Annotated in this window: 22 protein-coding genes and 1 pseudogene; 10 read left to right on the plus strand and 13 right to left on the minus strand. The window is 61.8% G+C overall.

All coding sequences use genetic code 11. The features are described from left to right. Positions 1 to 31: 31 nt before the first annotated feature. The 7 genes and pseudogenes from J7U39_RS07830 to J7U39_RS07860 form a co-directional block, all read right to left on the minus strand. Positions 32 to 307 carry a hypothetical protein gene (locus tag J7U39_RS07830; RefSeq protein ID WP_210631229.1) on the minus strand — a complete coding sequence of 92 codons (276 nt, stop codon included), beginning with the start codon at positions 305 to 307 and terminating at the stop codon, positions 32 to 34. A 112-nt stretch (positions 308 to 419) separates the two neighbouring features. Then, a complete protein-coding gene (locus J7U39_RS07835) occupies positions 420 to 1,946 on the minus strand; it encodes a D-alanyl-D-alanine carboxypeptidase (protein ID WP_210631230.1) in 1,527 nt (508 codons plus the stop codon). 139 nt (positions 1,947 to 2,085) lie between these two features. Then, the gene (locus J7U39_RS07840) at positions 2,086 to 2,871 is read right to left on the minus strand and encodes a hypothetical protein (protein WP_210631231.1); all 786 of its coding nucleotides are present in this window, start codon (positions 2,869 to 2,871) and stop codon (positions 2,086 to 2,088) included. Positions 2,872 to 3,084: 213 nt separating this feature from the next. Further along, complete coding sequence (locus J7U39_RS07845) at positions 3,085 to 3,690, minus strand: transglutaminase-like cysteine peptidase (RefSeq protein WP_210631232.1); 606 nt, start codon at positions 3,688 to 3,690, stop codon at positions 3,085 to 3,087. Positions 3,691 to 4,147: 457 nt separating this feature from the next. Then, a pseudogene (locus tag J7U39_RS07850) lies at positions 4,148 to 4,285 on the minus strand (prolyl aminopeptidase); the annotation flags it as partial. A 357-nt stretch (positions 4,286 to 4,642) separates the two neighbouring features. Next, positions 4,643 to 5,254 (minus strand): PilZ domain-containing protein, encoded by a 612-nt coding sequence (locus tag J7U39_RS07855; protein WP_210631233.1) that lies wholly within the window; start codon positions 5,252 to 5,254, stop codon positions 4,643 to 4,645. Positions 5,255 to 5,378: 124 nt separating this feature from the next. Further along, positions 5,379 to 6,023, minus strand: coding sequence for a PAS domain-containing protein (locus tag J7U39_RS07860; RefSeq protein ID WP_210631234.1), 645 nt, complete (start codon positions 6,021 to 6,023; stop codon positions 5,379 to 5,381). Between the two features lie 261 nt (positions 6,024 to 6,284). Between J7U39_RS07860 and J7U39_RS07865 the strand changes: the two genes are divergently transcribed. Together J7U39_RS07865 and J7U39_RS07870 are read left to right on the plus strand one after the other, a co-directional pair. Continuing rightward, positions 6,285 to 7,073 (plus strand): rhomboid family intramembrane serine protease, encoded by a 789-nt coding sequence (locus J7U39_RS07865; protein WP_210631623.1) that lies wholly within the window; start codon positions 6,285 to 6,287, stop codon positions 7,071 to 7,073. 95 nt (positions 7,074 to 7,168) lie between these two features. After that, positions 7,169 to 7,603 carry a CBS domain-containing protein gene (locus tag J7U39_RS07870; RefSeq protein WP_210631235.1) on the plus strand — a complete coding sequence of 145 codons (435 nt, stop codon included), beginning with the start codon at positions 7,169 to 7,171 and terminating at the stop codon, positions 7,601 to 7,603. A 55-nt stretch (positions 7,604 to 7,658) separates the two neighbouring features. Here J7U39_RS07870 and J7U39_RS07875 read toward each other — a convergent pair whose 3' ends face one another. From J7U39_RS07875 to folE, 3 genes are all read right to left on the minus strand, one after another. Then, positions 7,659 to 8,621, minus strand: a complete 963-nt coding sequence (locus J7U39_RS07875; protein ID WP_210631236.1) for a patatin-like phospholipase family protein — start codon at positions 8,619 to 8,621, stop codon at positions 7,659 to 7,661. 115 nt (positions 8,622 to 8,736) lie between these two features. Then, entirely contained in the window at positions 8,737 to 9,189 is a 453-nt protein-coding gene (gene hisI / locus J7U39_RS07880; RefSeq protein WP_210631237.1) for a phosphoribosyl-AMP cyclohydrolase, read from the minus strand. 25 nt (positions 9,190 to 9,214) lie between these two features. Then, positions 9,215 to 9,829 (minus strand): GTP cyclohydrolase I FolE, encoded by a 615-nt coding sequence (gene folE / locus J7U39_RS07885; protein ID WP_064802729.1) that lies wholly within the window; start codon positions 9,827 to 9,829, stop codon positions 9,215 to 9,217. A gap of 310 nt (positions 9,830 to 10,139) precedes the next feature. Between folE and J7U39_RS07890 the strand changes: the two genes are divergently transcribed. The 4 genes from J7U39_RS07890 (at position 10,140) to thrS (ending at position 13,768) form a co-directional block, all read left to right on the plus strand. Next, positions 10,140 to 10,586, plus strand: a complete 447-nt coding sequence (locus J7U39_RS07890) for an iron-sulfur cluster assembly scaffold protein (RefSeq protein ID WP_210631238.1) — start codon at positions 10,140 to 10,142, stop codon at positions 10,584 to 10,586. A 5-nt stretch (positions 10,587 to 10,591) separates the two neighbouring features. Further along, positions 10,592 to 10,996, plus strand: a complete 405-nt coding sequence (gene yidD / locus J7U39_RS07895; RefSeq protein WP_210631239.1) for a membrane protein insertion efficiency factor YidD — start codon at positions 10,592 to 10,594, stop codon at positions 10,994 to 10,996. A 115-nt stretch (positions 10,997 to 11,111) separates the two neighbouring features. Further along, entirely contained in the window at positions 11,112 to 11,639 is a 528-nt protein-coding gene (locus J7U39_RS07900) for a DUF1697 domain-containing protein (RefSeq protein WP_210631240.1), read from the plus strand. A 122-nt stretch (positions 11,640 to 11,761) separates the two neighbouring features. Beyond that, positions 11,762 to 13,768, plus strand: coding sequence for a threonine--tRNA ligase (gene thrS, locus J7U39_RS07905; protein ID WP_210631241.1), 2,007 nt, complete (start codon positions 11,762 to 11,764; stop codon positions 13,766 to 13,768). 258 nt (positions 13,769 to 14,026) lie between these two features. On the opposite strand, the gene J7U39_RS07910 is transcribed toward thrS, so the two are convergent. Further along, the gene (locus J7U39_RS07910) at positions 14,027 to 15,130 is read right to left on the minus strand and encodes a hypothetical protein (RefSeq protein WP_210631242.1); all 1,104 of its coding nucleotides are present in this window, start codon (positions 15,128 to 15,130) and stop codon (positions 14,027 to 14,029) included. Between the two features lie 113 nt (positions 15,131 to 15,243). Between J7U39_RS07910 and J7U39_RS07915 the strand changes: the two genes are divergently transcribed. The 3 genes from J7U39_RS07915 (at position 15,244) to J7U39_RS07925 (ending at position 17,687) form a co-directional block, all read left to right on the plus strand. Then, positions 15,244 to 15,828 carry a nitroreductase gene (locus tag J7U39_RS07915; RefSeq protein ID WP_210631243.1) on the plus strand — a complete coding sequence of 195 codons (585 nt, stop codon included), beginning with the start codon at positions 15,244 to 15,246 and terminating at the stop codon, positions 15,826 to 15,828. Next, entirely contained in the window at positions 15,828 to 16,439 is a 612-nt protein-coding gene (locus J7U39_RS07920; protein ID WP_210631244.1) for a flavin reductase family protein, read from the plus strand. Before J7U39_RS07915 ends, J7U39_RS07920 begins: the two co-directional genes overlap by 1 nt. Positions 16,440 to 16,541: 102 nt before the next feature. Further along, on the plus strand, positions 16,542 to 17,687 hold the full coding sequence (locus J7U39_RS07925) for a DUF2336 domain-containing protein (RefSeq protein WP_210631245.1): 1,146 nt from the start codon (positions 16,542 to 16,544) through the stop codon (positions 17,685 to 17,687). Here J7U39_RS07925 and J7U39_RS07930 read toward each other — a convergent pair. Continuing rightward, positions 17,684 to 18,103, minus strand: coding sequence for a hypothetical protein (locus tag J7U39_RS07930; RefSeq protein WP_210631246.1), 420 nt, complete (start codon positions 18,101 to 18,103; stop codon positions 17,684 to 17,686). The two genes, J7U39_RS07925 and J7U39_RS07930, sit on opposite strands and share 4 nt — an antisense overlap. Before the next feature lie 129 nt (positions 18,104 to 18,232). Between J7U39_RS07930 and J7U39_RS07935 the strand changes: the two genes are divergently transcribed. Then, positions 18,233 to 18,691 (plus strand): GNAT family N-acetyltransferase, encoded by a 459-nt coding sequence (locus J7U39_RS07935; RefSeq protein ID WP_210631247.1) that lies wholly within the window; start codon positions 18,233 to 18,235, stop codon positions 18,689 to 18,691. 17 nt (positions 18,692 to 18,708) lie between these two features. On the opposite strand, the gene J7U39_RS07940 is transcribed toward J7U39_RS07935, so the two are convergent. Next, complete coding sequence (locus tag J7U39_RS07940) at positions 18,709 to 19,911, minus strand: AI-2E family transporter (RefSeq protein WP_210631248.1); 1,203 nt, start codon at positions 19,909 to 19,911, stop codon at positions 18,709 to 18,711. Positions 19,912 to 19,919: the final 8 nt, after the last annotated feature.

A 19,919-nucleotide genomic window follows, 5' to 3' on the forward strand; every position in this document is an offset into this window, starting at 1 on the left:
GATACCGGTTTCGGACGACGGCATGCGGATTTCAGCGCAGACGCAGTTGCACCGGCGCGTTGCCGTCCGGCGACGTCACATGCAGATGAATGCGGGCTTCCGGCTGCGAATAGCGCCAGGCGCGGGCGCCATGGCAAAGCAGCAGATTGATGAGATCCCGGGTCTTGGCAGACTTCGCCCTCGGCCGTTGCAGACCGATTTCGGCAAGTCGCAGCGCCGCTTCGTGCAGCGGATGCAGGGATGAACGCCCTTTGGCCCCGCCGCGGCGGTCGCCTGGCATTCCCGGAACATTCTCATTGATCGCCATAGTTTTCCCCGTACGCACTACTGATCGAGTTCAAACCGATAGCCGGAAACGCAAACACCGATTCCGGCCGTTCCAGATGCCGCCGGCCTTGTCGCAGGCGGCACCGAATAGCTCATTGTGCTGCCGCCCAGCACTTGATGCCGGCCTTCTTCAAGGCCTTGCAGGCGTTGACCGCATCGCGCTGATCGTCAAAGCCGCCGAAGCGGGCGCGGTAGACCTGGTCGTTGCCTGCGCCGTAGGCGACGGCGAAGGGCTTTGCCGAGGCCAACTCCTTGCCGCCCTTGCTCTTCGCGCTCTCCAGGAGGTCCATGGCCATCTGCCGGCTCGGCGAGACGCCGACCTGGACGACCCAGCCCGCAGGCGCGGCACTTGCCGGGGTGGCGTTGGTCGAAGCGGTCGTGACGTGGTCGACGGCGGCGTTGTCCTGTGCAGCCGGTGCGACGACCGGAGCCTGCTGCTTGAAGCTCGTGGTCTTGACCTTGGTCGCAGCCGGCATCGTCTGGGCAACCAGCGGGTTCTCGGATTTCGGCGCCGATGTTTCGGTATAGGCGACTTCGGCCTCGGCCACCTGATAACGGGCATCCGGCAGCGGGCCCTTATGCGGCAGGCTGAGATCGGCGGCAGCGGCAGAAATGGGCGGCTGCGTCGCAGTGATCGTTTTTGCGACCTGTTCCGGGGCGACCTGCAGCCGGGCCTTCTGCGGCTGAACCGGAGCGGGCGTTTCGATCATTTCAGGGGCAGGGGCTGCCTGGGCCACCAGCGCCGAATTTCCGCCGCGGCTCGACGCCTTCGGCAGGTAGGTGGCGATCAGATTGCGCATCTGGGCATCGCGAGCCGGGCCGGACGTGCCGCCGAGCACGACGCTGACGATCGACTTGCCGTCGACCTGTACCGAACTCACCAGGTTGAAGCCGGCGGCGCGCGTATAACCAGTCTTGATACCGTCGACGCCGCGCACGGAGCCGACCAGCCGGTTGTGGCTGCGGATCGTGCGGGTGCCGAACTTGAAGGCGCGGGTGGAGAAATAACCGTAATATTGCGGGAAATGCTGGCGAAGGGCGATGCCGAGGCGGGCCTGGTCGCGCGCCGTCGTCATCTGCGCCGTGTTCGGCAGGCCATTGGCGTTGCGATAGGTGGTGCGCGTCATGCCGAGTGCATGCGCCTTGGCAGTCATCATCTGGGCGAAGCGGTCTTCGCTGCCGCCGAGCATCTCGCCAAGCGCGGTTGCCGCATCATTGGCCGACAGGGTGACGAGACCGAGGATGCCCTGCTCGACGGTGATGGAGCCGCCGGCGCGCACGCCAAGCTTGGTCGGCGCCTGGGCGGCCGCGTGAGCGGAGAAGGGAACCAGCGTATCGAGGCGGATGCGACCCTGCTCCAAGGCCTCGAAGGTCATATAAAGGGTCATCATCTTGGTCAGCGAGGCGGGATATTGCAGCCGATCGGCATTCTCGCTGTAGAGAACGTTGCCGGTCTTGGCGTCGACGACGATGCCCGCATATTTCGGATTGGCCGCCTCCGCGTCGGCATTGACCGAATCAACCAGGACGACCGTGAGAGCCATCGAAAGGATCGCCAGGAGCTTTGCGAAAAAGCTGCCGGACCGGGACGATGATACGGAGGAGACTGACCTTGACACTATTCCACTCTTCGCTTTGCATTTCAGATATTGGGCGGGAACCGCACACGCCCGCCGCACAGCTCGTCTTTTGAGATTACCGATTCAGCGTTACCAATCCGTTTATGATGAATCGTTTCATGCCTTCTCCGGCGGCATTTTAGGGACCTGTCACAGAACGGTTCACAAGACGCGGCTCCACAAAGAGGCGGATCGCGGCATCAATATGTTCCCAGTCGGCGAGATGGCTGCTGGAGAAGCGGTAGAGGACGCTGAGATCCTTGCCGACCTTGATGTCGCGCTGACAATCTCCGCTTGCGGCCTTGTCCTGAGTTGAAGGCAATATGCAGCGCACGACGTAGTCCGGCCCGCCTTTGACCGGTGCCGTGAGCAGCACTTCTCCGCCATAACCGGCGTCGGCGCGAAGTCGATGGAGGGTCAATCCGTCCCGGAACGGCTCGGCTGCTCCTTCGATCAGATGCGAATAGATCGGCTCCAGCCGGCCGGACATGTCGCGCGACATGGTGCTTTGAGTGATTTGCAGGAAGATGAGGCTGGAGGATTGGGCGATGTCGTCGAATCGCAGATGGTTGTCCTTGCCGTAACCCTGCATGGAGGGCCAGGCGAGGTAGAGATCCACGCGTTCGGCGGCGCCGTCATGCCTCTGGCTCGGGAAGCGTATGGTATTTTCGGGGAATTTCACGGTGTCGCGGCCGATGGTCAGCGTGATTTCTGTCGTGCTGTCGGTATTGCCGGCAAGGGAGATGTGCCGGCCGAACCAACGGCCGGCGATGCTGATGGCGACGGTCAGGACCGCCAGGACTGATATCACCGCCATCGTGCGCAGGAGAAACCTCATGGAAAGAAGCGGCTGCTCGTCGGGTGCGCTTTGGGCGGCTTGGCTCATGGCGGTTCTTCGCGTTTCGGTCCGCCGCAGGAAGAACATGAGCCGCCGGTGCCGATGATGAATCTGATCGCCATCATCGAACCGGCAGGGTTAATACTTCGCTAAGATTTGGGTCGCACCGGGATGGACCCTTGTCCCAAAAAGGAGCGAGCCGTTCCCGGGACAGCGGGAACGGCTCTTGGGCACCGGTCGGGGACGGGATGCGGGGACTGACCGGGCCGAAACCTGTGCCGGCTTTGCCGGCGGGCTGGCTTACCTGACGCTGCCGACCGCGACAGCGCGGCCGTCCTGAAGCTTCGACCAGCGGGCCGGATCGGTGGCGGATTGGCGCTTCAGATAGGTGTATTCGGTGTCCGACCACAGCAGCACCTTGTTGCGCATGTTGTCGAGAATGAAGTCGCCGTGATCGGTGCGGACCGTCAGCACGGCATGACCTTCGCCGTTCGGCTGCAGCACGACGGTGATCAGCGTGTCGGATGGCGAGAAGCCGTCCTCGATCAGCATCTTGCGCTTCAGCAGGGCATAGTCCTCGCAATCGCCGACGGTTGTGGGATATGCCCAGCGTTCCTCGACACCGTAGATCTGTTCGTCCGTCTCCGGCTGGATCGACGAATTGACCGTATAGTTGATTTTGAGAATTTCCTTCCAGCGATCCTCCGTGAGGACGGCCGGCCCGGCATCGCCGCCGGCATAGGTGCATTCCGTCGGATTGGCCTTGCAGAATTCATAGTGTCCGATCGGCGGGCTGGCATTGCCCGCCAGTGCCATGCTGGCGGGCGTTGCCTGTCCCGAGCTCGCCATTGCCATCATGATCGCACTGGCCAGAAGGCCGCCTTTCAGGATGTTCGCAGTTGTCATTGCCGTCTCCCCTAAGTTGAGACGACAATGACATGGACGTTTTTATCTCACGCAAAATTACGCAATAGAATTAAATGCTTAGTTGAATCAAATGCCGATAAAACTTGGCTCGAATGCGAATAAAATTCAGCGCGTATTTGTGTCGAAATCGATTAAAATTGTAGTGGACGCGACAAGGACTTCTCCCAGGGAAAGTCTGCGTTGCCGTTGCGTCGTTAAGAGTTTTCGCTGAGCCGGATAAAAGCCGGCGCCGCCGCGGCGGGATGCTTGCGGTGGCGATGCCGGTGGAATCGGCCGGTTGGAACGGGCCGAAAGCAGAATATCGCTCGGATTCCGGGGTTCGGCATTAAAATTATTTTTGAGGAAAATCGCGAAATCGATCGGTGGCGGCGACGATTGCTGCACTCATATCGGGGTTTGCAGTGGAATGGGAAGCGTGCGGAAGGATTACGAGCTCGCTTTCCGGCCCGCCGTGCAGGACGAGCGCCGTCCGCCCCATCGGGTTGCCGCAGGCTTCCCAATAGATCAGGTTGCCGTCGCCCGCATCGAGCAGGCCGTGATCATAGGGTTCGATTTCCGGGTAGAGGGCTGGCATCGGTGCACCTGCGGTCGAGGCGGGCCTTATCCATCATGTTCATGACGAAGGGAAGATGGACGGCGGACGGAAATTCCTCGATGCAAGATCCTGCCTAATTTCGCGCGGCCGCTTCCGCCCGACCGGTGTCGCAGCTTGTTCCACTCATAATTCTACCTGATTTACTGGTTGGAACGACTTGCGACCGGATTTCGCGCCAGCCTTCCAAAGCCGGATCTGCCGCCGCTTGCAGATCGCTTGCCGTGGTGCTTCCCGCTTTCAACACGACTCGACCCGGTGCGCCCCGGACCTGGCACGCGCTTTCGAAGCAATCGGCCACGAATTGATCCGCCGCAGGGCATCGTGGTTTTTAGGCTGTCAGAGGAATTCGCGCAGTGTCTCGCGGGACTGGATCGACAAGAATTCGATCGCCACGCCTTCGACGAAGTGACGCACGACGCGGCCGCGCATGTTACCGAGGCGCACCGCCGTTCCGATCGAGGGACGCATCTCGACATCGATGGCGGCGCCCGACAGCGACAGGTCCATGATGCGGCAGGTATAGCGCGTGCCATCCTCGAGCGTGAGTTCGGTCTTTGTATCACGCGGCGTCAGACGGTCGTGGCGACGATCTTCCGGCAGGCCGAGCTCGTGCTTGTTGGCAAGCCAGGTGAGCTGGGCAGCGAGCTTCTCGCGCTTGCGCTCGGTGGCATTGATCGACATGGTAAAGCCGCGGCCGTCGAGCGTCTGGACATAACCTTCGACGCGCCCGAGATGGTCGATATAGGCGACGACGCGTTCGTTGGCGCGCGGCCGGCCGGTGCAGGTGACGTACATATCGCCGGGCGACATATCGATCACCATGCATTCGAATTCCTCGTAATTCGCAAGCATCAGCCGGCCCTGCATATTGATCGGCACGCGCTGAAAAACGCCTTGTTCAGGGCGCGGCGCAGGTCGTTGCGTCTGAGCTGGCTGGAACGAGTGCATCAAAGGGCTTCTTCATAAAAACTGGAGAGATTAATCCTTACCTCCAATCCATTAACAGAAGGTTGTTTCGCCTTATTGTGACATGGCCGAAAACGAGTGCGCGCCTTGTCCTGAAACGAGACGCTCAACGCGCCTCGGCACTCAGCAGCTGTGACACCATGCGGCGCATGGCCTGGCCGAATCCGATGCCTTTTGCCGCGACGACCTCGTTGATCGAGCGCAGTTCGGCTGGCGCGGCCTTGCTGAATTTTTCGGGCAGCAGACGGCTGCGGTCGAGCGCCAGGAATTCCAGCGGCACGATTTCCAGCCAGCTCGCAGCCGCCGTCGGTGCGATCGCGCCGAGCAGCCGGTCGCAGGCGCCATCCGGCGAGCGCAGCGGCATCATAATGATCTCGAAGGAGGCCTGATGACCGACGGTGCTGTAGCCGGTGGTGTTGAACAGGGCCGGCATGGCATGGTTCATGACGCCCATCGCCGTGCGTTCAATGTCCGCATGCTGGCCATGCGCCCAAAGCGACGAAAAACGTTCACCGCGCAGGTCGCGCCCGAAGAAATCGCAGATGCGGGTGCCTGCGAGCCGGAAAACGATGTCTCCGCCGTCGCGCGTCTCAAGGATGAAGAGACTTTGCAGAAGATGGGGAACGGCAGAGGGTTCGACCTGTGATTTCAGCGGCGCATCGGCAGCGCCGCGGATACGGTTCCAATAGTCAAAAATTTCGATGGTCGTTTGCACACGCATTTCACACCAACCTGTCCCATTCCGGAGCATTTTCGGGCAGTCATTGCCCGTACAGCTTCTACCTTGCGGATTTCATGCCAGATCCAGGCCGTTAAGGTTAAGAAAGGGTTTCGGTTGAGGCGCGACGTCTGTCGTGACAATGTCCAGCCATCGCTTCGACTTTCGGAGTTCAGCACGATCTGCCGATCCTGGGTCTTTTCAGGAATTCGGGTTACGCCGCCCGGCACTACGGGCGGCTTTTTTTTTGACAGGCGCTCCTGTATGGCTGAGGCCCTCAACGAGGCGATAAAGATGAACGAGCAGACGGGCGAGCCAGACAAGACGCCCGAACTTTCCGAGGCGCGGCCGCCGGCGCGGCCCCCCCGCGTGCCGGTCTTCAACCTTCCGCCGGCGCTGCTCTTCAGCCTTTGTCTGCTCATCCTTATCTATGCGGTGCAGGCGCTCGTTCTCTCGGACGATGCAGTGGGCTGGCTGCTGTTTACCTTCGGTTTCGTCCCCGCTCGCTACGTGATTCCGTTGTCGCAGCAGGGGCTGGAGCTGTTCTGGACGCCCGTTACCTATTCGCTGCTGCACGGCAGCACCCAGCATATCCTCTTCAATGCCTTCTGGCTGATGGCCTTCGGCGCGCCGGTCGTGCGCCGCATCGGCACGTTACGGTTCCTGTTCTTCTGGATCTTGTCCGCCGTCGCTTCCGCCGCCCTGCATGCGATCCTCAATTGGGGAGACGTATCGCTGCTGATCGGCGCATCGGGCGTCATTTCCGGGCTGATGGGGGCTGCCTGCCGATTCGCCTTTCCGGCCGATCGGCGACCGATGCCGGTGGCGCATCTCAACGCCCGGCTTTCCATCATTGACGCCCTGAAGAGCCGGACCGTCGTCATTTTCATGCTTCTCTGGCTGGTCGGCAACGCGCTCATCGCCGCCGGCATTCCGCTCGTCGGCGACAGCGACCAGGAGATCGCCTGGGACGCGCATATCGGCGGCTTCGTCTTCGGCTTCCTTTTGTTTTCGCTGTTTGACCGGGCGCCACGGCCGCCTGCAGAACCGGCGGGAACGGAGAAGGATATGTTGCAATCCTAAGCCGGGCAGTGCACCATCGAACGATCCGCGATTGGGGGGAGCAACCGCCGCGGATGCCTGTGACACACGTCACAGGCTCGACATAGGAGGTTCGAATGACCAGTTCAGTCAAAGCAATCCTCGACCTGAAGGGCAGGGACGTCATCACCGCCGGGCCGAACACCACTGTCGCCGAGGCGGCCGCCATTCTGAGCAAGAAGAAGATCGGCGCTATCGTCGTCGTCGGCATGGAGAACCGGATTTCGGGCATGTTCACCGAGCGCGATCTGGTGCATGCCATCGCCAAGCACGGCAAGGATGGCCTCGATCAGCCGCTCTCTCAGCTCATGACTTCAAAGGTCTACCGCTGCCACGAGGAGACGACCGTCAACGAGTTGATGGAACTGATGACCAGCCGCCGCTTCCGCCACGTGCCGGTGGAAAGCAACGGCAAGCTTGCCGGCATCATCTCGATCGGCGACGTGGTGAAATCCCGGATCGCCGAAGTTGAGCGCGAGGCCGAGGACATCAAGGCCTATATCGCCGGCTGAAGTTTCGGTTTTTTGAATGATGCCGTCGTCCCAGCCGCCGTCGCGGGACGACGCCTCACGGAGGGCTGGCGTAGACTTCCTGCATGCGCTTGATCTCGGGAAGCCTGGCTCTCGCTTCCTCATAGCCGCGTTCGATCGCCTCGCCTGCGCGGTGGAATTCCGAAAGGCCGATATAGCTCAGGCGTGGCTGCAGTGAAATATCGGGCGGATCGCCGGCAAGGCGGGCGCGGGCAATCCTGTCCTGGATGATGTTGAAAGCCTGCACCATGACTCCGGTCATGCCGAGGCGGGCATAGGGCGCCTCTTCCTGTTTCTGCAATTCCTGCTGCGAGAGGCTGGCATTGTGCCGGACGACCGCCGAGCGGCCGTAGAGATCGTAGTTGAGATTGACGGCGACCACCAGCGGCTGCTCATAGGCGCGGCAGACAGAGACGGGAACCGGATTGACGAGCGCGCCGTCGACCAGAGTGCGGTGATTGCTGCGGACCGGCTCGAAGATACCGGGCAGCGCATAGGAGGCACGCAGCGCCGTGATCAGCGAACCATTGGCGATCCAGACCTCGTGGCCGGTATTGACCTCGGCGGCGACCGCGACGAACGGCCGGTCCAGATCCTCGACGTTCAGGCCCTCGAGATGCTCCTGCATACGCTTGGTCAGCCGCATGCCGCCGAACAGGCCGCTGCCGCCGATCGTCAGATCGAGCAGACTGGCGATGCGGCGCATGGTCAGCGAGCGCGCGAAGCTTTCGAGTTCATCGAGCTTGCCGGCGAGATAACAGCCGCCGACCAGCGCGCCGATCGATGTCCCGGCGATCATGCCGATTTCGATTTTCGCTTCGTCGAGGGCGCGCAACACGCCGATATGGGCCCAGCCGCGGGCGGCGCCGCCGCCAAGCGCGAGTGCGATCTTGATTTTGTTGACAGGCGCGGGCGCAGGGATCGTCTCGAGTATCGTCGACATGCCGGAACCGGAGCCTTCGCCTTCAGCGCTTTGACGGTGCAGACTCCAATTCAGCATTGCGCTCTCCCCTCCAGCAGAACACGTATGTCACGATAGTGTGCCCGATCGGTTGCCAAAAGGTATATAGAACCGGTTTCTGGCACAATAAGGGGCAAATGCGGGGACTTTCAGTCTATTTTCCGTAGACCTCGTGCGGATCGAAATGACGCTCGTCGTCGACAATGTCGAGCATCGGCTTTCCGTCGCGCAGCGTCACCGTCCGATAGAAGCAGGAACGGCGGCCGGTGTGACAGGTGGCGTCATGGCCGGCGACCTCGACCTTCAACCAGATGGCGTCCTGGTCGCAATCGGTTCGAATTTCCTTCACCGTCTGAAGATTGCCCGAGGTCTCGCCCTTTTTCCAGATCTTGCCACGCGACCGGCTGAAATAATGGGCCGTGCCCGTCTGGATGGTCAGCGCCAGGGCCTGGGCGTTCATATGCGCCACCATCAGCAGTTCGCCATCGCCGGCGTCGGTGACGATCGCGGTGATCAGGCCGCGGTCGTCGAAACGCGGCGTGAAATCGCCGGCGTCTTCCAACGCCGACTTGTCCTCGGATGGTTGATTGAAGATCAGTTGACTCATTTCGGCCCTCCTGAGGGAGCCGGTATCAGCGGCTCCGCACCATGCTCATGAAACGGGCCTGATCGGCCGGTTCGGTCTTGAACGTTCCGGTAAACGTCGTGGTCAAGGTGGTCGAACCCTGCTTCTGAACGCCACGCATCGCCATGCACATATGTTCGGCCTCGATCAGTACGGCAACACCCCGCGGATTGAGCGTATCGTCGATGGCCCGGGCAATCTGGGCCGTCATCGTTTCCTGGGTCTGCAGGCGCCGGCCATAAATCTCGACGACACGAGCAATCTTCGACAGGCCGAGGACGCGGCCATCAGGCATGTAGGCGACGTGGGCCTTGCCGATGATCGGCACCATATGGTGTTCGCAATGCGAGTAGAACGGAATGTCCTTGACAAGGACCATGTCGTCGTAACCGGCGACTTCCTCGAAGGTTCGGCCAAGCACATCCTCCGGCGCCATGTCGTAACCGGCAAAAAGCTCGCGGTACGCTTTGGCGACACGGGCTGGCGTCTCGATGAGGCCTTCGCGCGTCGGATCGTCACCGGCCCAGCGCAACAGAACGCGAACGGCTTCCTCGGCCTCCTGCTGGGAAGGGCGGTCCGAGTCGCGGTTCGGCTGCGGAAAGTTCTTTACGATGGCGTCCATGATCAATGGTCTCCTGGCCCGCGTCGCGGACCCATCTGTCGGAATCGCCACTGGTCAGTCCCATGCGGGAATTCATGCACCTTTGGCAGGCTCCGGGGCTTTCAGGGCTAATTCAAGCGCCCATCCGGCACGGTTTCCCAATCAAACTTACACAAGGCCATTGCATTTTCATGGCCTTGGAACGACATACATATAGGAAGACGGCCATTATATGTAAGTATCCTCAGATGACACGGTGTGTTTTTTGTTTCAACGACAATGACAGCCCGATCTAGGCCGATCCGCAGCGATTTTGGAGCGGAAATCCAGCATGGACGACATCTACAACAGCAAAATCCTCGAATTCGCCGGCAATATTCCGTTGACCGGGACGCTTGATGATGCCGATGCGACCGCCCAGGCGCACTCCAGGCTTTGCGGCTCAAAGGTGCGGATCTGGCTGAAGATGGATGGCGATGTCGTGACCGGTTTTTCCCATGACGTGAAGGCCTGTGCGCTCGGCCAGGCCTCGTCCTCGATCATGGCCCGCCATGTTGTCGGCGCGACATCGGGCGAATTGCGGCAGGCGCGTCTGGACATGCTCGCCATGCTGAAGGCGGATGGGGCAGGGCCCGGCGGACGGTTCGAAGACATGCGTTATCTCCTGCCCGTGCGGGACTACAAGGCCCGCCATGCTTCGACGATGCTGACCTTCGACGCGGTCGTCGACGCGATCGGGCAGATCGAGGCGAAACAGGCGGAAGTTGTCGAGGCGTAACCGAGATGTGCGAGTTCTGCGTCCGGCAGGCTGACGATGAGGACGATGGCGGCGCGGCCGGATCGAGACGGCCGATCGAAAAATCCGCACGCTGCTCCCGCAATTATAGCGGGCCGTTCCGCAAGACCCCGGACCGCCTGCTCGGCATGGGGCTTATCCGTCTCTATCAGCTGACGCTTTCCGGCTTTGTCGGCAACTCCTGCCGCCATATCCCGACCTGTTCGGAATATGGTTACGAGTCGATCGCCCGTCACGGATTATGGGCTGGCGGCTGGATCACGCTGTTTCGCGTCGGCCGCTGCGGTCCGGGCGGCACCAGCGGCCTCGACCCGGTGCCTGAGACACTCGGCAACGATTTTCGCTGGTGGACCCCATGGCGCTATCTCGCCCTTGGACGCAAGAATGGGTGAACGCAGTGACGATGCTCAGCGAACATCATTGTGTTTCGGAGGTCAGGGCAGCGATGATGCGAGAGGCGCGGTCACTGTTCGGTGACTACGACTGCGAGGAGGAGAGCGAGTGGCCATGAGCATGTTTGTCGCCCTCCTGCACAGCATCGTGCTCTCGCCCGACCGCCGGGTGATCATGGAAGACTTGCGCGCGCTTGCCAGAGAACTCGGCTATCGCGAGCCGCGCACGCTGGTTTCAACGGGCAATCTGGTTTTCGAGGCCGACCAAATACGTCCGCATGAACTCGAGGTCGCGCTGGAAGAGGGTTTCGAAGAGAAGTTCGGCAAACATGTCGATATCATCGTGCGCAGCGACTGCACCTGGATGGCGCTCTGCGGCACCAATCCCTTCCGGGACGGCAGCGGAGACCAGGTGATCGTCCGGGTAATGCGCCTGCCGATCGATCCTGAGAAGGTGGAGGCGCTGAAACCGCTGATGGCGGAAGGGCAACGCCTCGCCGTCGTCGGCGGCGATCTCTGGATCGATTTCGCCGGCAAACCGAGCCAATCGAAACTGCTTTCGGCGCTGACGACCAAGCGCCTCGGCGTCGGAACCATGCGCAACTGGAACACCGTTTGCGGTCTTGCGCAGATGATCATGTGAGCCGGCTGCTTCTTTACTCCCTGGCGAAATCTGAGTATCAGGCGGCAGCGCATCGAACAAAGAGAGGCGCTGTCGTTGCAACCACCCGCATTCGTTGGCGGGACTGGACAAGGAGAATTTCGATGTCCCAATCCGTTTCCCTAACATTCCCCGATGGTTCCATGCGCAGCTTCCCGGCTGGCGCCACCGGCCGGGATGTCGCCGAATCCATTTCCAAGTCGCTCGCCAAGAGCGCCGTCGCCATTGCGATCGACGGCGGCGTGCGCGACCTTTCCGATGCCGTTACCGACGGCAAGATCGAGATCATTACCCGCAAGGACCCGCGCGCGCTGGAACTCATCCGCCATGACGCCGCGCACGTGATGGCCGAAGCCGTGCAGGAGCTTTGGCCCGGCACGCAGGTAACGATCGGTCCCGTCATCGAGAACGGCTTCTATTACGACTTTGCCAAGAACGAACCCTTCACGCCCGACGATCTGCCGAAGATCGAAAAGAAGATGAAGGAAATCATCGCCCGCAACGCGCCGTTCACCAAGCAGATCTGGTCGCGTGAAAAGGCCAAGGAAGTCTTCGCCGCCAAGGGCGAACAGTACAAGGTCGAGCTCGTCGATGCGATCCCGGAAGGGCAGGATCTGAAGATCTACAACCAGGGCGAATGGTTCGACCTTTGCCGCGGCCCGCATATGGCCTCCACCGGCCAGGTCGGCACCGCCTTCAAGCTGATGAAGGTCGCCGGCGCCTACTGGCGCGGCGACAGCAACAACGCCATGCTGTCTCGCATCTACGGCACGGCATGGGCAGACCAGGCCGATCTCGACAACTACCTGCATATGCTGGCCGAAGCCGAGAAGCGCGACCATCGCAAGCTCGGCCGCGAGATGGACCTCTTCCACTTCCAGGAGGAAGGCCCGGGCGTCGTCTTCTGGCATGGCAAGGGCTGGCGCATCTTCCAGACGCTCGTCGCCTATATGCGCCGCCGACTCGCTGTTGATTATGAAGAAGTCAACGCGCCGCAGGTGCTCGACACCTCGCTTTGGGAAACGTCGGGTCACTGGGGCTGGTATCAGGAGAACATGTTCGCTGTGAAATCGGCGCATGCGATGACGCATCCGGAAGACAAGGAGGCTGATAACCGCGTCTTTGCGCTGAAGCCGATGAACTGCCCCGGTCATGTGCAGATCTTCAAGCATGGCCTGAAGTCCTATCGCGAACTGCCGATCCGTCTGGCGGAATTCGGTCTCGTGCATCGCTACGAGCCTTCGGGCGCACTGCATGGCCTGATGCGGGTGCGCGGCTTCACGCAGGACGACGCGCACATCTTCTGCACGGACGAGCAGATGGCGGCCGAATGCCTGAAGATCAACGATCTCATCCTGTCGGTCTACGAAGACTTCGGCTTCAAGGAAATCGTCGTCAAGCTTTCCACCCGGCCGGAAAAGCGCGTCGGCTCCGATGCTCTCTGGGATCGCGCCGAAGCCGTCATGACCGATGTCCTGAAGACGATCGAGGCGCAGTCCGAGGGCCGCATCAAGACCGGCATCCTGCCGGGGGAGGGCGCCTTCTACGGGCCGAAGTTCGAATATACGCTGAAGGACGCGATCGGCCGCGAATGGCAGTGCGGCACGACGCAGGTCGACTTCAACCTGCCGGAACGCTTCGGCGCCTTCTACATCGACAGCAACTCCGAAAAGACGCAGCCAGTGATGATCCACCGCGCCATCTGCGGCTCGATGGAGCGGTTCCTCGGCATCCTCATCGAGAACTTCGCCGGTCACATGCCGCTCTGGGTATCGCCGCTGCAGGTGGTGGTCGCAACGATCACTTCCGAAGCTGACGCCTATGGGCTTGAAGTCGCCGAGGCGCTGCGCGATGCCGGCCTCAACGTCGAGACCGACTTCCGCAACGAGAAGATCAACTACAAGATCCGCGAGCACTCGGTCACCAAGGTTCCTGTCATCATCGTCTGCGGCAGGAAGGAGGCCGAGGAGCGCACGGTCAACATCCGCCGCCTCGGCAGCCAGGACCAGGTTTCGATGGAGCTTGACGCCGCCGTCGAGAGCCTCATGCTCGAGGCGACGCCGCCCGACGTCCGTCGCAAAGCCGAGGCAAAGAAAGTCAAGGCGGCCTGAAAATAGGGGGAATACGACAGCGCCGATTTCGGCGCTGTCGGAAATGTCTTTCGCGAGGGGCAGCCACTCGTGCGCCTCCCGTCTCCACTTCCAAATCTTCCTGCCAATGAATGAAATGCGCGCCTAGTCTAGCGGTATCGGCCAATGCGTAGATCCAAAATGGTAGCGTCGTTGCGCGTCTGATCAGACGCGCGGCGCTGCAGAACGCCGGCCGATCGGCTTGATCGCTGGTACGCCGCAGAAGCGTGCCCGGCAGAATCAATCCAGGCTGGCGCCGTCGCCGCCGCCCTGCGGCACGAGCTGTTCGTAGGAGGGCAGAGGCTCCTCCGGAGCCGGCTGGACACCCGGGGGCGGCGGCGTGCCGGCCGGCGCCTGCTGCACCGTGCGGGCCGCCGGGCTCTCGGGCTGTTGCGGCTGCTGGTCCTTCATCAGAACTTCGACATCGGTATTCCGGCCGGCAACCACTGTAAAATCGCGCTGATAGATCTTGTCCTTGTTGCGGGCGACGGCCGAGTATTCGCCTTCGGCAAGGACCATGGTCGGGAAGGCGCTGACGCTTTCGCCGACACTGTCGCCGGCTGCCGTCAGGATCGACCAGGCGGTGTCGGCGATCGCCTCGCCGCCGGCTTCGGAGACCAGCTTGAAGGTCATCTGGGCGGCGCGGTGCTGGATCGTTGCCTCTGTGAGCTTGCCGGCCTCGACCTGGATGTCCGCGCGGATGACGGCGTTGACGCTGCCATATTCGGAAACGATGTGATAGGTGCCGGCATTGAGGCGCACGACAGTGTTCGGCGAGACATCGGCCACGACGAGGCCGCGCTCACCGTCGTCGCGCACTTCCGAGGAATAGATCGAGAAACTCAACTGGTCGGGGCGGATGCGGGCATCGGTGCCGGAGACGGCGTTGAGCAGCAAGCCGCCGGCATCGAGGACCATCACCTGCTTGTCGACCTCGCCGTCAGCGGGCACGGTCAACTTCTTTGTGACGCCGGCGCGGCCGAAGGAGACATTGACGAAATAATCGCCCGGCGCGAGTTGGAAGGCAGCGGGTCCGCCCTTGGCGCTGGCGATCAGCGGCAGCTTGCCGTCGGTGCCAGCGATCGGGCTGAAGACATACCAGGAAAGCCCATCCTCGACAGGCGTACCGTCGGCCGTCAGCTTGGCTTCCATTTCGATGTCGCGCAGCTTGGCTCCTTCGGGCGCGGTGCCGGGCGCAATGAAGGCGTTGAGCTTCGGCATCTTCGATGTCGAATCGAGCTGTTTGAAGTCCTTGAAGGCATCCTGCGCACCGGCGCCGACGGGCATCAATACCATCAGCGCGATGGCGAGGCCGATGCGTGCAAGAGGCGAAATGCCAAACATCTGTTTCGTGAACCGATTGACTTCTGAAATCGCAAAGGCCACTTCAAGACCAACGCGATGGCAAATTCAAGACCCACGCTTTGCAGCAGCATAAAAATGAAAGTTTCTCCCGCATGAAATCCGATATCAAGCTGATCGATTACCTAGCCGTGCGTCGTTCGATCCCCGCTTTCCAGATGTGCGAACCCGGCCCCGAAAAAGCCGAGATCGAAGAGATCCTGCGGCTTGCTTCGCGTGTTCCCGACCACGGCAAGATCGCCCCTTGGCGCTTCATCGTCTATCGCGGAGATGAGCGTGCGCGCCTCGGCGAGGAGCTTCTCAAACTGGCGCTCGAGACCAAGCCGGAGCTTTCCGAAGAGATGATCCAGGTCGAGCGCACCCGCTTCACCCGAGCGCCGGTCGTCGTCGCCGTCGTCAGCAAGGCGGGGCCGCATATCAAGATCCCGGAATGGGAGCAGCTGATGTCGGCGGGCGCACTCTGCCTCAATGTCATTCTCGCCGCCAATGCCAGCGGCTACGTCGCCAACTGGCTGACGGAATGGTTCGCCTATGACCAGCGCGCCTATCCGCTGCTCGGCCTCGAGTCCGGCGAAAAGGTGGCTGGCTTCATCCATATCGGCTCAACGACATTTCCGGCGATCGAACGGCCGCGGCCGGAGCTTGCCGATACCGTGACCTGGGTCGGCGGAGCGGACTGATGTTCTACGCCACCGACAGCAATCGACACGGGCTCGCACATGATCCCTTCAAGGCGATCGTATCGCCGCGGCCGATCGGCTGGATCGGCAGCAAGGGCAGGGATGGCTCGGTCAATCTTGCTCCCTATTCCTTTTTCAACGCCGTTGCCGACCGGCCGAAACTGGTGATGTTTTCCTCCGCCGGTCGCAAGGACAGCCAGCGCAATGCGGCGGAGACCGGCGCCTTCACCTGCAATTTCGTCAGCCGCGATCTCGCCGAAAAGATGAATCGCTCCTCGGCGGCGCTGCCTTACGGCAACAGCGAATTCGATTTCGCCGGGCTGACGCCGAGACAGTCCGAACTGATCGACGCGCCCTATGTCGGTGAGGCATATGCCGTGCTCGAATGCAGGGTCACCGAGATCATCGAGCCGAAGACATTATCGGGTGCGCCGTCCGAAAACATTCTCGTCTTCGGCGAGGTGGTCGGCGTCCATATCGACGAGGCGATCGTCAGGGACGGCCGCCTCGACATGTCGATCGCCCGGCCCGTCGCGCGCATGGGCTACATGGACTACAGCGAAGGCAGCGATGTTTTCGAGATGTTCCGGCCGCAGATGCCAAAGGTCTGAGCGCAAAGCATACAAAGGCTTAAGAAATATGGTGAACCAATCTTAAACCTTTTGTCGCTACGGTCACAGCATTGAATGGAACGCGTAAGGAATCGCGTTCAAGTGCTGAGGCATCGCGTGATCGTAGAAGCTTTCCTTCGTTGGATAGAAACTGCCAAGACCGGCGACCGGGCCAGGGCCGCGAATGCGCTCGGTCGAGCCTATCTGCAATCCGAGATGAGCGGCGAGGAGCGGGCGGCAGCCGAGATGGCGATGACCTTTCTTCTCGATGACCCGTCGCCGCGTGTGCGGCTTGCGCTGGCCGAGGCGATCGCCTGGTCGCCCGACGCGCCGCGCAGCCTGATCCTTTCGCTTGCCGCGGACCAGCCCGAGGTTGCCTGCCACGCCGTCACCTGTTCGCCGCTTCTCAGCGACGCCGATCTCGTCGACCTCGCCGCACGCGGCAGCGGCGCCACCCGCATGCTGATTGCGGCCAGGGCCTATGTCACGCGCCCGGTCTCGGCTGCACTCGCGGAGGTCGGCGATGAAGACGAATTGCTCTGCCTGCTCGAAAACGACGGCGCGGCCATCTCCGGCCAGTCGTTGAAGCGCATCGCCGAGCGGCTTGGCGATTGTTGTGATATCCGCAACCTGCTGCTCGACCGCAGCGATCTTCCGGCCGATGCCCGCCAGCTGCTTACCCAGCATGTCAGCAATGCGCTGGTCGGCCTGCCGCTGGCGCAGGCGGCGATCGGCCTGCAGCGGCTCCAGCGCATCAGCCGCGAGGCGACCGAGGCAGCCATCGTTTCGATCGCCGGGGATGTTGCGCCGCGGGAGATACCGGATCTCGTCGAGCATCTGCGCCTCAACGGCCGGCTGACGCCGTCCTTGCTGATGCATGCGCTCTGCGCTGGTAAGCTGGACTTTTTCGCTGCTGCGATCGTCGATCTGACGGCGTGCAGCGAGCGAAGGGTGCGCTCGATCCTGGCAACCGGGCGCATGCATGCCGTGCGCGCCCTCTACGAATCCGTCGGCCTGCCGAGGGATATCAGCGTGATCTTCGTCGAGGCGACGCTTCTGTGGCGCGAGGCCGCTCGAAAAGCCCCGGGCAGCGTGCTGGGCACCGTCGGCGGCCGTCTTCTCGAAAAATTCCGCCATCACCATGGCGCACACGGCGCGGCCGGAGAACTGCTCGACATGGTGGAAAAGCTTCACGTCGCCGAACAGCGACAATCGGCCCGTGTCTATGCGGCGCTTGCGGCGGCCTAGTCGTTCAGCCGGGTCACTACCCAGGAATAGCTGGCGGATACGAAATGCACGGGTTTGGACAGCGTCTCCTTGACGTCACGGCCGGATGGCAGATGTGAACGGACCTGGCCGGCGATGTTTTCAGCAAAGCTGGCGAGTCCTGTTGGTTCTTCAGGTGCCGCAGGAGCGGCGTCGCCCGCGGCGGCAGGCAAGGGCGCCGGTTTCGGGGGTGCGGCGGCGGCAAGCGCTTTCGGCGCCTCGCACACGGCGATCACCGAGGGATAGCTGGCATTGGCATAGGCCTTGAGCCGGCGTTCGGCTTCGGCATCGCAAGCGGTAACGGTCTCCCAGCGCTTGTCGACCGTCGCGACATAGTTGCATTGGCTGACGGAATCGTCGCAACCGAGAATGGTCATTGCGATGAGCACCGCTTGCATATTCTGCCTCCTTGGCTATTGAACCCTGATCGCCTTAGACGGCCCAATTCCAACCGAAAGAAGGCGAAGGCATTAACTCTTCGTCAGGTCAGCAGAAATTTGCGCCTCCCGCAAACATTGGAAACCATCATGTCCGTCACCATCGCCCAGGAGCCGCCGCGCCAGGACGGCGTCATCCACCTTCTCGATCTCTCCGACGCCTATGCAGCGTCGCTCTATCCCGCGGAGAGCAACCACCTGGTCGACCTCTCCTTGCTGGAGAAACCTTCGGTAAGCTTCTTCGTCGCCCGCAATGAGGGGGCGATCGTCGGGTGCTGCGCGCTGGTCGAGGCCGGCGACGGCACGGCGGAGATCAAGCGCATGTTCGTTGACCCGCAGGCGAGGGGATTGAGGATTGCGAGCGGATTGATGAATGCGCTGGAGGCGATCGCGAGGGAAAAGCGGCTGACGGCAGTCCGGCTCGAGACCGGCATCTATCAGCCGGAGGCGATCGCCCTCTATCGCAAATACGGATATCGGGAGATCGAGGCTTTCGGCACCTATCTACCGGATCCGCTCAGCCTGTTCATGGAAAAGCGGCTGGGATAGCGGTCTTTGAAGACAGGTCAGCCTTCGGCGACGCGCGGGACCGGCTTCGCCGGCGGTGCCTGCTCGTCGATGACGATCGGCGGTATCGTCTCGTTGCTCTCGGCGTTGCGGGCCTCGTGGATCCATTCGCGCCAGATGGCGACGATCAGCGCCATTAGCACCGGGCCGATGAACAGGCCGAGAAAGCCCATCGTCTTGACGCCGCCGACAAGGCCGAAAAAGGTCGGCAGGAAGGGCAGCTTGATCGGGCCGCCCACGAGCTTCGGCCGCAGCGTCTTGTCGACGATGAAAAGCTCGACAGTGCCCCAGACGAACAGGCCGACGCCGGCGACATGCGAGCCGCTTGCCAGGAGATAGATGGAAACCAGCGTGAAGGAGAGCGGCGCACCGCCGGGTATCAGGGCCATCACCCCCGTGAGCACGCCGAGCGTTACCGGAGACGGCACGCCGGCGATCCAATAAGCCACACCAAGCACGATGCCTTCGCCGATTGCAATCAGCGTCATGCCCATGACGGTGGAGCTGATCGTTGCCGGAACGACGCGGGAAATGCGTTCCCAGCGGTTCGGCAGGATGCGCTCGCCCAGCATGTCGATCTGCTTGGAGAAGGAGAAGCCGTCGCGATAGACGAAGAACAGCGCGATCAGCATGAAGAGCAGCGTCAGGAGAAGATGGAAAGCGCCGCCGCCGGCTGCCAGCACGGCGCGATAGATGTTGCCGATATTGGCGCCGCTAACCGCCTGGATGACCTCACCCAAGGCGCCGGGACTGCCGATATATTTTGTCCAGATCTCATCGAGATAGGCGCCTGCCCAAGGCAGTGCGACGATCCAGTCCGGCGTCGGGGCGCCGGCGCGGTTGGCGTGGATCGCCCAGGCGACCCAATTGCGCACTTCGCCTGTCGTATAGGTGATCGCAAGCACGATCGGGATGACCAGGAAAGTGACGATCATGATGATGGCGATGGTCGCCGCGACCGTGGTATTGCCGCCGACCCGGGCAAGCAGCTTGCGATAGAGCGGCCAGCTGGCGAAGCCGATGACCAGGGCTGCAAGCACCGGCACGAGGAAGCCGTAGAAGAAATACACGCCGGCGGCGGCGACCAGCACCAGCAGCCAGCGCGCCGCCGAAATGGAGGGAATCAGCGGTGTGCGTGTCGGCGCCGATGACCCCAGCCATCGCGGCTCATGATTGGTTTTCTGACGGTTGAACACACCCACGCGCGCCT

This window comes from Rhizobium sp. NLR16a (assembly GCF_017948245.1).
In the GTDB taxonomy this organism is placed as follows: domain Bacteria; phylum Pseudomonadota; class Alphaproteobacteria; order Rhizobiales; family Rhizobiaceae; genus Rhizobium.

Excerpts from the sequence above, each read along its gene's own strand:
- J7U39_RS07830 (WP_210631229.1), bottom strand. The coding sequence starts at position 307 with ATGGCGATCAATGAGAATGTTCCGGGAATGCCAGGCGACCGCCGCGGC.
- J7U39_RS07840 (WP_210631231.1), bottom strand. The coding sequence starts at position 2,871 with ATGTTCTTCCTGCGGCGGACCGAAACGCGAAGAACCGCCATGAGCCAA.
- J7U39_RS07845 (WP_210631232.1), bottom strand. The coding sequence starts at position 3,690 with ATGACAACTGCGAACATCCTGAAAGGCGGCCTTCTGGCCAGTGCGATC.
- J7U39_RS07855 (WP_210631233.1), bottom strand. The coding sequence starts at position 5,254 with ATGCACTCGTTCCAGCCAGCTCAGACGCAACGACCTGCGCCGCGCCCT.
- J7U39_RS07860 (WP_210631234.1), bottom strand. The coding sequence starts at position 6,023 with ATGCTCCGGAATGGGACAGGTTGGTGTGAAATGCGTGTGCAAACGACC.
- J7U39_RS07865 (WP_210631623.1), top strand. The coding sequence starts at position 6,285 with ATGAACGAGCAGACGGGCGAGCCAGACAAGACGCCCGAACTTTCCGAG.
- J7U39_RS07870 (WP_210631235.1), top strand. The coding sequence starts at position 7,169 with ATGACCAGTTCAGTCAAAGCAATCCTCGACCTGAAGGGCAGGGACGTC.
- J7U39_RS07875 (WP_210631236.1), bottom strand. The coding sequence starts at position 8,621 with ATGCTGAATTGGAGTCTGCACCGTCAAAGCGCTGAAGGCGAAGGCTCC.
- hisI (WP_210631237.1), bottom strand. The coding sequence starts at position 9,189 with ATGAGTCAACTGATCTTCAATCAACCATCCGAGGACAAGTCGGCGTTG.
- folE (WP_064802729.1), bottom strand. The coding sequence starts at position 9,829 with ATGGACGCCATCGTAAAGAACTTTCCGCAGCCGAACCGCGACTCGGAC.
- J7U39_RS07890 (WP_210631238.1), top strand. The coding sequence starts at position 10,140 with ATGGACGACATCTACAACAGCAAAATCCTCGAATTCGCCGGCAATATT.
- yidD (WP_210631239.1), top strand. The coding sequence starts at position 10,592 with ATGTGCGAGTTCTGCGTCCGGCAGGCTGACGATGAGGACGATGGCGGC.
- J7U39_RS07900 (WP_210631240.1), top strand. The coding sequence starts at position 11,112 with ATGAGCATGTTTGTCGCCCTCCTGCACAGCATCGTGCTCTCGCCCGAC.
- thrS (WP_210631241.1), top strand. The coding sequence starts at position 11,762 with ATGTCCCAATCCGTTTCCCTAACATTCCCCGATGGTTCCATGCGCAGC.
- J7U39_RS07910 (WP_210631242.1), bottom strand. The coding sequence starts at position 15,130 with ATGTTTGGCATTTCGCCTCTTGCACGCATCGGCCTCGCCATCGCGCTG.
- J7U39_RS07915 (WP_210631243.1), top strand. The coding sequence starts at position 15,244 with ATGAAATCCGATATCAAGCTGATCGATTACCTAGCCGTGCGTCGTTCG.
- J7U39_RS07920 (WP_210631244.1), top strand. The coding sequence starts at position 15,828 with ATGTTCTACGCCACCGACAGCAATCGACACGGGCTCGCACATGATCCC.
- J7U39_RS07930 (WP_210631246.1), bottom strand. The coding sequence starts at position 18,103 with ATGCAAGCGGTGCTCATCGCAATGACCATTCTCGGTTGCGACGATTCC.
- J7U39_RS07935 (WP_210631247.1), top strand. The coding sequence starts at position 18,233 with ATGTCCGTCACCATCGCCCAGGAGCCGCCGCGCCAGGACGGCGTCATC.